The organism is Candidatus Borkfalkia ceftriaxoniphila, assembly GCF_004134775.1.
GTDB lineage: Bacteria > Bacillota > Clostridia > Christensenellales > Borkfalkiaceae > Borkfalkia > Borkfalkia ceftriaxoniphila.
Genome location: NZ_SDOZ01000001.1, coordinates 31,712 through 46,754, shown reverse-complemented (window position 1 = coordinate 46,754; position 15,043 = coordinate 31,712). Strand labels below are relative to the sequence as shown.

The 15,043-nt window shown below is 48.7% G+C and carries 16 protein-coding genes; 2 read left to right on the top strand and 14 right to left on the bottom strand.

All coding sequences use genetic code 11. From position 1 onward, the window contains the following. Positions 1-107 precede the first annotated feature (107 nt). From ESZ91_RS00200 to ESZ91_RS00145, 14 genes are all read right to left on the bottom strand, one after another. A complete protein-coding gene (locus tag ESZ91_RS00200; protein ID WP_129222927.1) occupies positions 108-1,163 on the bottom strand; it encodes a hypothetical protein in 1,056 nt (351 codons plus the stop codon). Positions 1,164-1,194: 31 nt separating this feature from the next. Next, entirely contained in the window at positions 1,195-1,365 is a 171-nt protein-coding gene (locus tag ESZ91_RS11535; RefSeq protein WP_154071815.1) for a hypothetical protein, read from the bottom strand. Positions 1,366-1,465: 100 nt separating this feature from the next. Then, the gene (locus ESZ91_RS00195; protein ID WP_129222875.1) at positions 1,466-2,839 is read right to left on the bottom strand and encodes a hypothetical protein; all 1,374 of its coding nucleotides are present in this window, start codon (positions 2,837-2,839) and stop codon (positions 1,466-1,468) included. Between the two features lie 698 nt (positions 2,840-3,537). Then, positions 3,538-5,634 carry a hypothetical protein gene (locus ESZ91_RS00190; protein ID WP_129222873.1) on the bottom strand — a complete coding sequence of 699 codons (2,097 nt, stop codon included), beginning with the start codon at positions 5,632-5,634 and terminating at the stop codon, positions 3,538-3,540. 12 nt (positions 5,635-5,646) lie between these two features. Further along, the gene (locus ESZ91_RS00185; protein ID WP_129222925.1) at positions 5,647-6,270 is read right to left on the bottom strand and encodes a hypothetical protein; all 624 of its coding nucleotides are present in this window, start codon (positions 6,268-6,270) and stop codon (positions 5,647-5,649) included. Positions 6,271-6,285: 15 nt separating this feature from the next. Further along, complete coding sequence (locus ESZ91_RS00180; RefSeq protein ID WP_129222923.1) at positions 6,286-7,320, bottom strand: hypothetical protein; 1,035 nt, start codon at positions 7,318-7,320, stop codon at positions 6,286-6,288. A gap of 12 nt (positions 7,321-7,332) precedes the next feature. Then, on the bottom strand, positions 7,333-8,412 hold the full coding sequence (locus ESZ91_RS00175; protein WP_129222867.1) for a hypothetical protein: 1,080 nt from the start codon (positions 8,410-8,412) through the stop codon (positions 7,333-7,335). 18 nt (positions 8,413-8,430) lie between these two features. Further along, the gene (locus tag ESZ91_RS00170) at positions 8,431-9,480 is read right to left on the bottom strand and encodes a hypothetical protein (RefSeq protein ID WP_129222921.1); all 1,050 of its coding nucleotides are present in this window, start codon (positions 9,478-9,480) and stop codon (positions 8,431-8,433) included. Between the two features lie 326 nt (positions 9,481-9,806). Continuing rightward, positions 9,807-10,253, bottom strand: a complete 447-nt coding sequence (locus ESZ91_RS00165) for a hypothetical protein (protein ID WP_129222919.1) — start codon at positions 10,251-10,253, stop codon at positions 9,807-9,809. Further along, complete coding sequence (locus ESZ91_RS00160; RefSeq protein ID WP_129222917.1) at positions 10,225-10,878, bottom strand: P-loop NTPase family protein; 654 nt, start codon at positions 10,876-10,878, stop codon at positions 10,225-10,227. The genes ESZ91_RS00165 and ESZ91_RS00160 overlap by 29 nt, the downstream gene beginning before the upstream one ends. Before the next feature lie 3 nt (positions 10,879-10,881). Next, a complete protein-coding gene (locus tag ESZ91_RS00155; RefSeq protein ID WP_129222915.1) occupies positions 10,882-11,139 on the bottom strand; it encodes a hypothetical protein in 258 nt (85 codons plus the stop codon). Between the two features lie 9 nt (positions 11,140-11,148). Further along, entirely contained in the window at positions 11,149-12,774 is a 1,626-nt protein-coding gene (locus ESZ91_RS00150) for a PcfJ domain-containing protein (protein ID WP_161970975.1), read from the bottom strand. Then, positions 12,771-13,064: a hypothetical protein gene (locus ESZ91_RS11635; RefSeq protein ID WP_161970974.1), complete on the bottom strand. Its 294-nt coding sequence runs from the start codon at positions 13,062-13,064 to the stop codon at positions 12,771-12,773. Before ESZ91_RS11635 ends, ESZ91_RS00150 begins: the two co-directional genes overlap by 4 nt. Then, entirely contained in the window at positions 13,061-14,089 is a 1,029-nt protein-coding gene (locus ESZ91_RS00145; RefSeq protein WP_129222911.1) for a hypothetical protein, read from the bottom strand. Before ESZ91_RS00145 ends, ESZ91_RS11635 begins: the two co-directional genes overlap by 4 nt. Positions 14,090-14,264: 175 nt before the next feature. Here ESZ91_RS00145 and ESZ91_RS00140 point away from each other — a divergent pair, with 175 nt between their 5' ends. Both ESZ91_RS00140 and ESZ91_RS11630 read left to right on the top strand, forming a co-directional pair. Then, on the top strand, positions 14,265-14,723 hold the full coding sequence (locus ESZ91_RS00140) for a helix-turn-helix domain-containing protein (RefSeq protein ID WP_129222909.1): 459 nt from the start codon (positions 14,265-14,267) through the stop codon (positions 14,721-14,723). A gap of 69 nt (positions 14,724-14,792) precedes the next feature. Beyond that, on the top strand, positions 14,793-15,043 hold a 251-nt coding region (locus ESZ91_RS11630; RefSeq protein ID WP_161970973.1), incomplete at its 3' end, for a hypothetical protein.

Here is a 15,043-nt window from a genome sequence, read left to right as displayed (position 1 = left end):
TTCTTTGTTTTTCCCATCATCTCGCTTATCGCGCGCATTTCTTGGGTTAATTCTTTCCTTGTCATGTGCTTGTGCTCCTTTTTGATCTTCTTTTTGCCTATAAGAAATTACAAATATTTTTTATATTGATCTTCGATACTTTTGACAAAATCCGCGTCGTACTTTTCGACGGGGACGCTCCAAGCCTCTTCATTTCCGTTCCAATGCCACCCGCGCTTTTTTAGGGCATAGATAAGTTGCGGTTTCGGTTTGGTCGTAAATTTCATAAATACCCGTTCCCCGCTTTGGATTGTCTTTCGATATGCGTTATAACTGTCGCTTTCGATCAACTTTTTCGGCGGTTTCTTGCCCGTATATTCACCCGTTTTCACCTTGTCGTATAGTTTTGCGGCGTTCGTATTCTTGCGGAAGTGATATTCTTTGTCGTATTTTTCGTATAATTCCGCATATCGTTTCGGATCATACTGCGCGATCGGCGTCAACCACGTCGCCACAGTCGTTGCGCCCATATTCGGCATTGATCTCATTAAATGATGAAACTCTTCCTCTTTGCGTTTCGCCTCGGTTTTTCGATCTTCTTGATACTGCCGGTTGCTATTTTTCACGCTGCGCTCCACGCCCTTAAACCAATCGCTGATTTCCACGCTTTTTTGCATTGCCCGCTCCGCGATCCCGTTCATTTTTTGAGCGGGATACTGCGCCGGCCCTGATACTGTCCACGGTACATACCGAGCATCAAGAGAGAGTTTTTCATCGTACTTTTTCTTTAATTGCCCGATCAACTTTTCTTTTTGCTTGACGCTGATATCCCAACCGTTGATCTCGTCCGCATAGGATTTATACGCATCGACCGTATTATCCCCACGATTAAACATACTGTTGTTATTCGCCATATCCCTATTCCAAGCCGACAGTTCCGGCACGGGCACTTGCCCTTTGCGGATCTTTGGTATTTTTGCCGCTTTCGGTTTCTTTTCTTTGGCTGCGCGTTCTTCTTTCCGCAGTTCGTTCCATGCGCTCCACGCGTCGCGCGGCGTCATTCCTGCCGTCGATACGCCCGCTTTCTGTAACAACCCGTACGGCCTACGATAATTCGGCGTTGCGTGTTGCTTTTGCTCTACGGTCTTATCGGATTTCGTTTCTTCGTCTTTGTTTCTCTTCATACTTTCCTCCTTTTTCCAGTTGATCGGAAAATTATACTTCCGTCGATTCGCGATATTCCTGTTTCGTGATTTCCCGCACAGTGCCTTCGATATGCAAAAACTCGCAAAGCAATTTCGGATCTTTGGGCTTTGCGTCGATTTCCATATACATGACCTCGCCTGCGGCGTCGGTTATCTCGTAGTAATACTTTTTCCTGTTCATGGTTTCCTCCTGTATTAAAAAACAGCGTTTTATATCAGACACAGTACTTTGCATAGTCGGAATTTTTCGGATTTTTAAAAAATATTCTGTCTGAAATCGTTTAAACGGCTTTTTCATTTTCAGCATTTCTCGGGGATTCGCGTACTACCGAATAGTTTCGCAGATCGTCCTCCGCGCGCAAGGTCAAGCGTTCCCATCCTTCCAGTTCCAACGGAAGATCCAGCGCCTTATAGGTAAACCTGTACGATCTGTCGTCATAATCATAGATCAGGCGCGATGGCAATATGTAAGTGCCTTCCTTGCCTTTCAGTGCTCCGTCGTCATGCTCCACGTTGCCCATGTTCCTGTAACTGATCTGACGGTAGCCTATCGTCCGCACAATCGCGTCGAAGTAATACACGAACGTATTGAACCGGGGCTTATACTTTCCGGTTTCTTCCAAGCGGATCAGCCGCGCGCGAAGTCTGTTATCGAGCCGCAAAAGAAAGCCCGGTTTCAAGATCCATTTTTGCATTTTGCAATAGATGGTGTTATCCAAACATTTGCGGATATATTTCCCTGCCCCGTCGTCGCCCTGCTCCGTCATGATGATCATGAAATCCCCGTAATGCCGTACATAGCGGTAAAAATCCGCGACGTTATCATTGACTGTCGAAGAGGTATTCGCTCCCTTCGTGCTGCCGCTCTCGTCGTCGAAGATCACGCAGTATTCGGGCACGCGCTGCATTTGCAGGAAAAACTTATTGTTGGCTTTGTACGCGTACCGCCCGCACACGCGCATCCCCAACGTCGTGGCAAGGCACGGAATATAACAGCGTTCACGCCTTTTGAAAAACAAATAGGATTCCTCGATCGCCTTGAACTTTTCCAATTCCTCCGTCATACCCATTTGGATACAAGTGCGGATCCTGCGTTTGCGGGTATGGTACTCATATTTGAGATCTTCCCAGCGCCGCCGCGCCACGCATACCGCCATATCCCCGCCGAGCGAAGTCTTTCCCGCGCCCGGAGGACCGGTGCAGCAGACAGAATGTTGGTTTTCCATGTAGCCCGCACTTTGACCGTAATAGACGAACTCAAAATATTTTGCTTTGATACCCTTTTTGAAAAGCGTTATGACGGAAAACACGATCAGCAAGATCCCGCCGAGTTGTAACAGAAGTTTCCCTATCTTCCAGACCAACGACCAGTCCGCGCGGATCCCGTTGAACACCGACACGTCGAAAAACGTACATAATACGCCGTACCAGCCGTGGTAATAGTCGCGAGTGAGAAAGTATCCCAATAGATACGCAAGCGCCAGCAGCACCCAAAAACGGCAGTAAAACCGCGTGTTTTTGAAACTCTCGGTGCGTCGGCGTTCCGCCCATGCGCAGAATCTCGAATACCGCGTCAGGCGGCGCGCACCGCGCTGTAAGTCGCTGCGCCACCGCTTATATTCTTTTGTTCTCAGTATCGTTCCGTTTGTTTCCATAGCATTTTGATTGACTTCCGTCCCGTAAAATGATATAATTTTAATCAGAAAGGGCATTAGTTCGCCTTCGGGCTTGAACATTGCGAACAAGTGGTTTTACCGCTCGCGCCTTTTCTTTTTTTATGTCATTTTTTCTTTTCGTTTTTATCGATTACTTCCTGCACCTTCTTTTTGTCAACGTCACTGAATTTCCAGCCTTTCAGTCGTTCATTTTTTGCGCCTTTCGACACTTCTTTCGTTTTCGGCTGTATGTACGCGGGCTTCGGATTATTCGGTTCGGGATTTTTTTCGAGCCTGATATTTAAAATATCATTCGTCTTTCGTCCTGATGTGATCCCGATTACTTTATATACCTTTCCGTTTTCATCATATACATACGAAGGATGCCCGGTCGTTTCCTTGCTATGAAATTTGCGAAAATGCCGCTGAAACCGTTTCGATTTTTCTGTTTTATCCGATTTGGAATCGGATTTTTTATTTTTCTGACGATTGATTCTAAACATAGTACTTTGCAAAACACCGCCGAAGAGCATTTCGGCGGTGTTCCGCTGCCCTCCTTTTAGTTCTTTCCGCGCTTGCCGATGCGGAGTTTCCCGCCCGTTACCTTTTTGGCGATCGCACGGTTCTCGTCGTTCTTTTTGTAATACGACGTACCGTCACGGTCTACCACCGCGATATAATTCGGCGTTGCGTAGATATCACGAGCCTTTGCGAATGTTCTTTCCCGTTTTTGGAGTGCTTTTTGTTTTGCCGTCGGCTTTTCCGCCTCGGGCGACTGTATTTTGTTTCGGGGCTTTCCCGCCCGTGTTACCTGTTTTACTGCGCGGGGCGCTTTTGCTCCCGCCTGTTTTGCTTGGCATTTTTTTGCCGCCATTTGCTTTTACCTCCCTTTCGATTTCTTTGGTTTTTATCTCACTGATTTTTTCGCTCGGCGGTTTGTATTCCACGGATATTTTTTGCCTGGAAGATACTGCGGATATGATGATCTTGATGATCAGGTAAACCGCGATCACGGCCAAGAAAAGAATACCGAGCATTAAAAGCAAGCGCAATATAACTTCGAGCGGGTTCGTCTGCTCTGCGTCTGGCAGCGGCGGCGTCACGCCCGGTATTATATCGATCGGGTCGTTTACCGCCGCTATGACCGTGTATACGCCGTCCTTATAGAATTTCAACTGTATGATCCTGAAATTCAGGAATACCGTCTGTTGTGCAGCATACCCGCATTCTTGCCAGGGCACCGTGCTTTCATTTACTTCGCTGATATTGCTCACAATCGACGTCGCATAGTAGTCCGTCACCGAATAGCGGAAGATAAAAACGGTTTTGTCCGTATCTTCTGCCGCTTGGCAATACTGGCGGAAACCGCTCACGTCGTCGGGATCGATATACAGATTTTTCGACAGACTTTCATCGGACAGTTTGAGTTGTTTGTCCGTCACTTCCTCGATCGCCTTGATATTGCTGTATGTCGCGCTTTCGTAGTCCTTTATACCTAAAAACTTATACCAGAAATTTTTATTCAGCACTTCGGCGGTCAGGCTGTATTTTGTTTCGCTGTCGATCGTGCGGACGTTTTCCCCGCGCTCGTGTCCTTCGTCTACGTAGTCCACAAAAAGATCCGTACTGTAAGTCCCGTTGATTTTATCCCCGTCCGCCGTTTCGCTGTACTCTTTGAGCGCTCTTTCCATGCGTTCCGAAGTGATACTGTACGTATCGGCGGGCGCGCCGTTCGTATAAAACGCTGCCGTCAGCAAATTGTAAACGTCGCCATAGGTGAGCACACCCCTGTCACCGTTCTCGTTATAGATCCAGCCTGCCTCGTGCCGCACTTCCCCGATCACGGAAGTCCAGCGGTACAGTCCCGCAAGCATATAATCCGACGTAAACCGCGTCATATCCTTGCCGACGAGCGGCGTAAAAGTGTCATGGGCGGTTTTGTCATCGAACACCGCGAGCAGCCCCGTCTTGTATTCGTCCCAACGCGCTTTGATCTCCGTGATCTGGCGGCCGTATTTTTTCAGTACGTCGTTCGGCACCGCAAAATATACGCTGTTCAGTTGATCCTGGTGCCCGTCGGTAAACACTCCGTCGGGGCGGTACTGCGTCGGTATCACTTCCAGATCCAGCGTTTCCAGATCCGTGACTTCGCACGTCAGCGTCGTGGCGGCGTCTGCGTCCGAGCCGTACCCCGCGGCATAACCTTTGTATGTATACGTTCCGCCGCAGCCGTAGTCTTTCGCAAGGCTGTCGCCCTTATAGATCAGTTCCACGCTCGACAGATCGTAACGCCGCGCATTGCTGTTCACCCGTTCCGCCATTGTCTTGCCGTCCGCGCTCTCGTGATCCTGCACGCGGAATTTGTAAAACAAATTGTTATAGTCGCCCGTGGATTTATTGCAGAATTTCAATTCAAAATTTTCATAGTCGTCGGGGCTGCCCTTTTCGTTATACCCCACGGCGAACTGCGCCACGTTCAGTATGCTTGACGTATCGATCTCACGGCCTGTCGGGTTATAGAAATACAGATACACGGCATAATTCCCGCGCATATTGGCGGCATAACTGTAACAATATTCGATCAGCGTCACAAGTTGCACGCGACCGTTTTCGTTATACGGATATTCCGACAAATCGAAAGCGTTTCCGTCCGCGTCCGTCGAGCCTGTCAGATCGTCCAGCACATTGACGTAATCAAACTCGCGTTCGGTTTCCGCCTGCGCCTGGCTCGGCGGGTTTACTGCCGCGCCCAGGAGAAGAAAAAAGGCACATAAAACAGATAATATTTTTCTCATGCCCGCCCCTCCTTAAAAGATTATGTGCGGCGGATTTATGCTGATCGTCGGCTTGTCAGATACACCGAAGTATATAAGTATGTTTTTCCCGTCCGACAGCCCGACGGACATGATCCAGAAGTCCGTATCTTTCGGCAATTCATCGGGCAGCGTGACCGTTTCGCCGCCGTACTTTTCCGACAGCACAGACGAAACCGAATAATCCGAGGGGATATTCACCTCGAACCGATCCTCGGAGATCTCTATGCCGAAATACTCCGTTACCTCCCCGACATGGGCAAAAGATTGCGGATTTCCGTCCGCCTGAAACGTGAATTTCGCCTCGCTGTTCGCCTGGATCCTGACTGTATATTTCCCCGCGCCCGCAGCGGGTTTCATGCTCTTGATCTCAAACACGTTTTTCCCGCGGGCGAGTTTTACGCCCCTTTCCGCCGTTCCCAGACGCCTGCCGTTATACTCCACATATTCGAAATGGGTAAACCCGTTCGTTTCTATGGCATAATAGATCCCGCACCCGACCGCCGCAAGCAATACGGTCAAGAGGATAACCGCAACGATCCTGCCCGCACGGCTCTTTTTTTTCTTTGACTTTTGCGGCGCAGCCCGCGCTGCGCTCGCTTTCTTCTTTGCTGCCATTTTTACCCCCCCCTTTTAGAAAATGATCTGCGGCGGGTTCAGTTCTATCTCCGTCACGGGAATATCGAGATCTACTGTGCCGAGGGTCAGTTCGAGCATAGTGCCCCAATAACTTACATAGTCGGGAGCCGTTCCGTCTGATCCGTTGGTGACCGACGCGGTTACCCTTACGACCGCGCCCGAATAGCCCGCATAGCCTTTGTCAAATTCCGCGCGGCCCGCGCTCTTCACGCCGTACAGTTTATACATATTTGTTTTGCTGCTTACAAACGTGAGCGGTTCGTTTGTCGCCGTGACCGTGTTCGACGCCGCGGGGATCATATCCAGACTGCCGATTTCCGTATGCTCTTTTACCCAGTTGTAATAATCCGTATGATAACTGATACCGATATTCGTCTGCGCGTTTTCTTCCTGCATTGTTCCGACGCCCCAAACGATATTTTCTACCGAAAATACATACTCTTTGCCCGACGCGCTGATATCCAGCGTTTCCGCGATCTCATCGCCCGAGCGGACGACAAGTTCCGCGCTTTCCATTTTCGACATATAGTCCAGTTTGCAAACCGCCGTTACGTCGGGATATTTCCGCGAACGCGCGGTCAGGTTGATCGGCTCGCCGAACGCCTGTAAGCACTCGACCGTTGCAGTAGCGCTCCCGTCGCTTTCGGGTGTTACTTTCGCATATTCCTCAACCGCTTTGCCGCGCGCCCAATCGCTTTCCGCGTTCTCGAAGTCCACTTCCCAATCGATCGCTCTATTGCTCGCCGTGTCGGGTTTGATCGTCGCCGTTACAGTAATACCCGCGTTTGCCGTTTCGCTCTCCGACGTGGGGACGGCAAAAACCATGTTTGCGGGCATTTCAAACAGCCCGTCGCTCGTCAGTTCGTTCCCCGCTCCGTCATATACGCCAGAGATCCCGCCGAGTTCCTTTGCTTTGTCCGCCGTGAAAATCACCGTCGCCGCCGTCGCCGTCAACGCAAGCAATCCCGCAAGCGCAAGTGTTATGATCTTGGGGGCGGCGACCGCGCCGCCCCTGTCTTTTCCTTTCATGCTGCACTCCTTTTAAAATTCCAACGTACTGTCGCCCAGCGTCACCGAATCGACCGACCGCTCCTCGGATAACAGCGTCGTGTCAAATTTTACGTTAAACACGGCAAGTACTTTGCCGCCTGCCTGCTCAGGTCTTGTCATGAGCACGATCTCGTAGGCTGTTCCGTTATACGACAGCAACGCTTCTCTGATATTGTTTCGGATCGTCGCATTGTTTTGGTGCACCGAGTTCCAAAACTGCGCGTCAAATAAGCAATTTATATTTTCATCGGAGGTGATCACTCGCAGCCGTTCTGCGGAAAACCCGCTTCCGATCTTCGCGTCCAACGCGTTTTTCAGTCCGTCCGTCGGACGGATCTCGAAATATCCTGCGGTATTTTCATCTAAATACGTCTTGGTATATGCTTCGGAATATTCGTTGAACATTCCGCCGTCAAAATTAGACAGCCGATACAACGACACCTTTACACTCTGCTCCAATACTTCTTTATCTTCTGAATATTGCGTAGGCATAAACCATTCGTTCCTATCCGAAGAGATACCCTCGTTAATAAACCCGAATTTATAGCCCAAAAGTTTTCTCGCATAATCTACCGTGCAAGTCGCTTTTGCTTCCGCATTATCCCGCGATGTGACCGTAATCAGGATCTGTTCGCCGAAATTTTCAAGGCAAGTCACCGTCGCGCGGGTACTCCCGTCGCCGCTCGGCGTTACGGATATATAATCCGTCGCCACTTTATTCTTTGCCCACGCCGCAGACGGATTTTTAAACGTAACCGACCAATCCACTGTTTTGTTCGCTGCATTATCGGGCAAAACGGTGGCTTGCAACGTTACCGACGCCGAGTTCTGCGCCGTCGCGCTTTTCGTAAAGACCATTGCCTTCGGTAATTCGTAGACTTTCCCGCCGTCCAGTCCGTTCCCGTCCCCGTCCATGACGGGCGGCAGTTCTGTGACCGTTCCGCCTATGCTCGGCTCTGATACGAAATATCCGATCACACCTGCGACGAGCAGCAACATGACCGCCGCAAGGATTATGGATATGATCTTTTTCGGGGCGGCGATCGCGCCGCCCCTGTTCTGTTTGTTCATAATACCCTCCTTACCTGCTTAGAAGATGATCGTGCCGTCCTCGATCTGGATACCTGTGACCGCTTTGCCGATACTGCTTGCCGCATACGCCAGATAATAAGTGTCCGTCACGTCCTCCGTGTACGTGCTTGTAGTCGTAACCGTCACTACGAACGGCTGCGCCACGCCTTTCTTATCCAGCACTTTGCCGAGTTCGTAAAGGTTGGGCACGGTCGCAAAGTCCGCGCCGAGAAGTTGCGCGAAAAAGTCCGTGTTTGCGGTGATCCCCGCGCTTGCGTCGTAACTGCCGCTTACTGCGCTCGCGTTGATTTTCTTTGCTTCCGCCAACAAAGCCGCGCTCGGAGATATGCTTACCGTTGTGGTGTATGTATCTTCGATCGTGTACACCTCGGTAGTGTTATACGTGAAAGACGCTGCCTTTTGCCCGTCTTTCGACAGATATGCTTTGAAAATCGCCCAGTTCGAGGCGGTGCCAGTCGCATTGTTCAGCGTTACGATCGTGTCGCCTTCCAAACCCGCGCCCGCCGCGTACGTCACGTATGCGCTGCCGAGTTTCTGCGAACAGTCCACCGTGCAGGTGTCCGTATATTCGGGGTTATCCTGCGACGTCACCGTGATGATGATCTGCTCGCCGAACGCCTGTTTAAACGTGACCGTCGTCGTCAGTTCGTTCGTGTCCGTGATCGTCACATATTCCGAAAGCGTTTTGCCGCTCGCCCACTCGGACGCGGGATCCACAAAGGCGATCGTCCAATCCACGAGTTGGTTTGTAGCGTCCAACGGCTCGATGATCGCTTTGATCGTCACGCTCGTCGCGGGCGTCGCGCCGCGCAGCGCGGGGCGGAATACCATATTTGACGGCATATTGTACACCGTGTCGCCGTTCATCTCGTTCCCGTCGCCGTCTATGACCGTGCCCTTTTCCGCGTCCTTTTTAAACCACGTGCTTGCGTCCCAGTTTTTAAAACCCTCGGTTACGATCCCGAAGAAGATACTTGCAGCCAGCAGTATCGTCATGAATACCGCCCAAAAGCGGGCGAAACCGCTGCTTTTACTGTAATTTGCCATTTTTTGTTTTCCTCCGTTTTCTATTTCCTGATTTTATAATTTCCCTGATTTCTTTTTGCTCATAGCCCGAAATTTTCCAGTCAACTGGAAAATTTCGGGTAAAAACTCGTTTTCCCTGCGGGCATGAGCGTACCCGCAGGGTTCTATCTATGCCCCGAGGAGATTATGCGGGGCGGGATGGGCTTTGTTATGGCGGGCGTTCACGCTCTTTCAGTATACGCACGTTTACCGCACCGCCTAATAAATTTTCATACACGCGCCGCACACGCGCCGCGCGGGACGACGATACCCGTTTATACCGTTTCGTTTTCCCCTTGTATTCGATTTCAACTATCATCGTTCCCCTCCGTCTGTTCTAAAAAATATTTGCATATAGGCTCGCCGTTTTCCCATGGGATCAACTGTTTGTTTTTGCAGAGCATACACGCATACGCGCGCGGATTCGTCAATAAATACGCATTGATATCTTTGTAGAAACAGTAATAATTCAGTTCATTCTGCCTTTTTTCCAACTCACGCCGCGCGCGTTTCGTATGTTTCCCGTTTTCCATAAGGGCGCGGTATTCTTCATATGCGCCCTCGATCGCTTTGTTTAAGGCTATAAATTCCTGATCCGCGGCAAAACTTTGGCTGATCCGCTCCGACATTTCCATGCATAGCGCCATAAGTACGGCGCACTCGCGGCGGCTTTTTTCTTCCGGCGTTTCTTCCCGTGTTTCTTCTTCCTGTGCCCCGTCCGGTTCGTCAACGGGCTTTTCGTTCTCCTTTTTCATCTTTCGACTTCTCCCAATACTCCATTATTTTCGAAAGGTGTTTTTCCACGCATTCGCACGGCTTGCCGTTCGGCAAATATCCCATATCGCCGCAGGCTTTACACTGCACCTTTTTTTGCATCGCAGCCTGATCCATTCCGAATAATGTGAGTATCGCCGCGCGTTCACGTTTCGCTGCGTCCAGTTTCGTTTTTAATATACGGATCTCGAACGCATCGCCTCGGTTAAATTCCGCTTTCGCTATGTCGTGGGATAATACCGATATTTCTTGTTGGATCTTCTGATACCGCGCATCCGCTCCGAGTTTTTCGTTCATTCGTTCGAGGCGCGCAGCCTCTTTCGCTCGCATCTGCGCATAATAGCCGCGGATTACCGACGCGGGCGGTTCGGGGATCTTGTATTTCGAATATGTACCGCTTTTCAATTTCTTGAACACGCCTAAATGCAAAATAAAATGCAAGCGGTTTCTTGTATACTTAAACAGCGTGCCATCCACGTCTACCGTGTAGATCTCTTTCCGATCCCGTGCGCGGAACTCCGCTTTTTTGATCGTGTACACCGCTTTGTTTCCGTACATCCCCACGAGCCATGAGTCACCGACTGCGTATTCGAATGTTTTATACACACGCTACACCCCCAGTTTCAACAGCAGTTCGTTCTGAAATCTGATAAAGTCCGTTCGGCTCATGCTCTTATATAGTGCACGGCTCAATTCTTCGATTACCTGCATATAAAAAACATCCCGTTGTTTCGGATTAGCGCCGTAACAGATCCCTTTGATTCGTCCGTCGTTTTCTTGCAATGCCAGTATGCTGCGGCCTTCCAGATTCATTCTTTCCCTGTTGCCGATTTCATCGTAATCATCTAAAATCAATGCTTTTGGCATATTTCCCTCCTACCCCGCTATCTTTACGCGAATCTGCTTGCGCTCTTTTATAAACGAAAGCCATTGTTCGCAAAAACTTGCAATCTGCGGATCGCTGTCGCGTCCGCCCTTGTTGTCATAGCCACGGCATTGCACGATCCGCTCTGTATGCGGATTGTATTCCAGCATATAAAACGGCTTTTTTGGTTGGCGGCGATCCACTGCCACAAAGATCATCGAGTTACCCGCAACGATCCGATCCGCATACCCCGCCGAACAGTTCGAAAATAACGTCGCGTAGTATTTCAGTTCCGCTATCGTCCGTATCGGGCGTAGGGATATATTTCGTTGACGGAAACAATAACTTTGATATTCGGATGCCTTTTCTTCAAACTTGGCACAAAGTTCTTTTGCGGTTTCATACTGAACGAGGCTCGAAGTACGAGAGTGTGCACGGCTCAGATCTTTCGGGTACAGCACTTGTTCGTCTGCCATGTTCAGGTGCAGACGCTCTGCCTGCTCTATATAATCGAAGTAGTCACCAAGAACGTTGCACTTTGCGATTTCCTGTCTGTTCAAATATTTCAGAGTTCGACGCAAGCGCTCTGCATCGCATCTGTCCGCAAATTCGTTAAAATGGTGATTGCGGCATATTTCGAGTTTATCGCGCGTGATACCGACGTCTGCTTTCACGAGCCGCCTAATTATGGGGATATCCGTTGTTTTCAGCGAGGCTTTCTCTTCTTCCGTCAGTGCGTCGAGTTTGGATATCTCAATTTCAAAAAAGTCTTTGAGCGTGCGGCATCTTTTCTTGATGATTTTCCCGAAATTCGATCCTTCGTCGGTAAACGAAAAAATATAGTCTTTTGCGATCCCGTAATACCCCGCCTTTATCACTTCTTTCAATGCGGGCGTGTCGAACAGAGCCAAAAGCAGTATCGCTTGCAGTACTTCGTCTGTAATGTAGCCCTGCGATAATTCGAAATACTTTGTATAGCCTTCCAATAACGTGCCTTTCGTTTCCTGCTCCAATAGGTTAAAATCTGCAATTCGTTGGAATAATTTTTTCTTACGCCATTGCCTTTCCGTGATCGTTGTACATCCCGAGTACGGATTGTAATTCGATTTTAGCCGCGAATAGATTGCCGTTGTACGATTCGCATTATAAAAAATTCGCAGCCATTCGGTTTCGCTCATCTCTCCGTCGCGGCGAAGTTCGTACTTCTCGCCCGAAAAATCAAAGGCGACTCGAAACGCTCGCAATACGATCCCCTGCTTTGTGCGCTGGTAAAAGGCAATATCGCTCTTGCGGATCAGATCTTTATGTTCGTATACTGCATTTTTGAGGTAACACGATTGCGCGCAGGTTCTTTCATACGGGCATACGTCCTGCATCCGCGATACGTTTCCCGCGTGACAGCCGCAGCCTTGGCTCATCAAAGCCTTTTTATCTTCTTCGAAAATTTTTCCGTGCTGCGGGCAATAGATCACGATCCCGTCTTTCTTGGGACTTTCCAGAAGAAATATATCATTCTCATCAAAAACGTATTTTTGATCGAGATAAAACGCAACGCCGAACGGCATCCCTTCGCGGATCCTGCTTTCATAATCCGCAGGACGGTAACTTGCATCAAATTCGTAGCCTTCGAAGATCATATGAAATCCTCCAAATTCACGAATTTCCGTTCGGTCATGCCGAGATGTTCGCTGATGAATTTTTTCGCATATTCGGGATCGAACATATAGATATTGGAATGTGCGTTTTCTTTCGCAAACTCGTGCATTTCTTTCCATAATCCGTCGATCGTTTTACCCGAATCTACTTCGCATCCGGGATTTTCATTGATCAATGTTTCGACCGCTTGCAGCAGCATTGCCAGTACTTCTTTGTCTTTGTGCGTTTCGATATCCTCACGGCACATTTTCACAAATTCCGTTCCGATCATGACTGCCACCCCCGTACAACGGCGAGGAATGCCGCGCGGCTTTTCTCACGCAGTTCGTCTTTCATTTTTTCAAGTACGCCCAATAGATCGTTGCCGAGTTTCTGCCAATCTAAAAACTTGATCTTAAATTCCGTCATGGCCGCATCGTCGGCTATGAGTAGTTTTTTATTCAGCCGCTCGATCTCCGCTTGCTTTTCCGCAAGTTCCGCAATAGCCCTATCACGGGCTGCGACTGTTTCAGCGTTTTCTACTTCTTTGACGGGCGGGTTTTTCAGTTTGTCGTTGAGTTTCTTTTTATCCTCTTCCAACTTTTTAATCTTTTCGCGCAGCGCCTCTGCATCCGCGCGCGCGTGTGCAGCCTCCGCTGCCTTTGCGTCCGCCTCTTCGCGGGCGCGCTCTGCCTCCGCTTGCGCCTGCTCCGCCGCTGATTGCGCTGCGGAAAGCGCCTCAGTATTTTCCGGTTGATCGGGATTTTCTGACGTTTTCAGCCGTTCCGCCTCGGCGTTCCACTCCAATTCGGTGATCTTATTCTCTTTTTCCGCCACTTCCCCGCGCAACTCTTCGATCTTTGCCTTTAATTCTTTGACAGTCGTCGATTCGACGTCTGTCGTTTGCGTGAGTTCTTCCCGTTCCGTTTCTGTCAAATCCGCCAAAAGGCTGATCTTTGTAATGCCGATTTTTCCAGTCAACTGGAAAAATTCTTCGCCGAGCGTATCCAGCGCCTTTATGTACGTGTACGCTTGGCTCTTTTTGATGCCGAGCGCGGTTTCCGTGTACTCTTCGAACGTAGAATAACCGCCCGCCTTGAACAGTTTCTCGTCGTTCATGCGTTTCAATCCCTTTGCCATCTGCAAAAGGTTTTCGCATGTTGCCCTGCCGTACACCAAAATTTCCGAATGTAATTCGAAATAGTTCTTTTCCTGCCATAGTTCCAACGGAGTGCTCTGCTCCGTCGATACGGCCACGCTCGCTGCGTTGCCGCTTGCAGCCTTTGGCGGCTGCATTTTGCTCAAATCTACCATCATGCTCATTAACCTCCATATTCATTTCCTATTGGTAACAGTTAGATTATAAAAAAAGGGTTATGTTACCAACCGTCAACATAATATCATATGTATTCCCGTTTGTCAACAGTAAATATAAAAAAAACTTTGAATTTGTTCCCGAATGGCAATATAATGAATTTGGAGGATCAACAAAATGATTGATAATACAAAATTCATAGAATTGTTAAATGCAGCAAAAGGCGAACGAACTCAAAACCAATTTGCCCTTCATTGTGGAATTGGTTCAAGCACAATTACTCGATTTATTAAAGGAGAGCGGAAACCCACTCCTGCCGTTTTAAAAAAAATAGCCTCCAAGGCATATAATGGTGTTACTTATGAAGAATTGATGCAAGCCGCTGGTTATTTAGATGAAGTTCAAATTTATGCACCTTGTAATCCTGATTTAAAAGAAAATCGGCAAGCCGCAGACTTACCGATTCCCAAAGAACGCTCTGAAATAATGGAATTGATTGAACACGATGATTATTTTAAACAGTTCGCAAACCTTTATAAATTGATGACCGAGGTGCAGAAAGGTATTTTCCTTTCTTATGTGATTACTACCTTGAAAAAAGCAGGCGTTAATACAGTTCCTTATATCGGATATTAACTTTGCTCTTTAAATGCTTGTAATTTTTTGGTATAATTTTTCTCCCAAAAATACATCAGGAGGAAAGTCATGAACGAAATTACAAGAAGAGGTTTAACTGCCATCGCCGAGGAAATGAACTGTATTTCAAAATCCTCTCACAACATTGCCGGGACGCTCGCGGCTATGATCGGCGCGGAAGATGCTTTGCACTACGCCGATTCCGGCAACACAAATAATCAAGACATTTTTTGCATTGGAAATGTACAGGGTATGATCATTGCGGATGAAAGCCTGATCGAGGAGGCGAAAGCAATGATTTTGCAAATGAAGATCGAAGG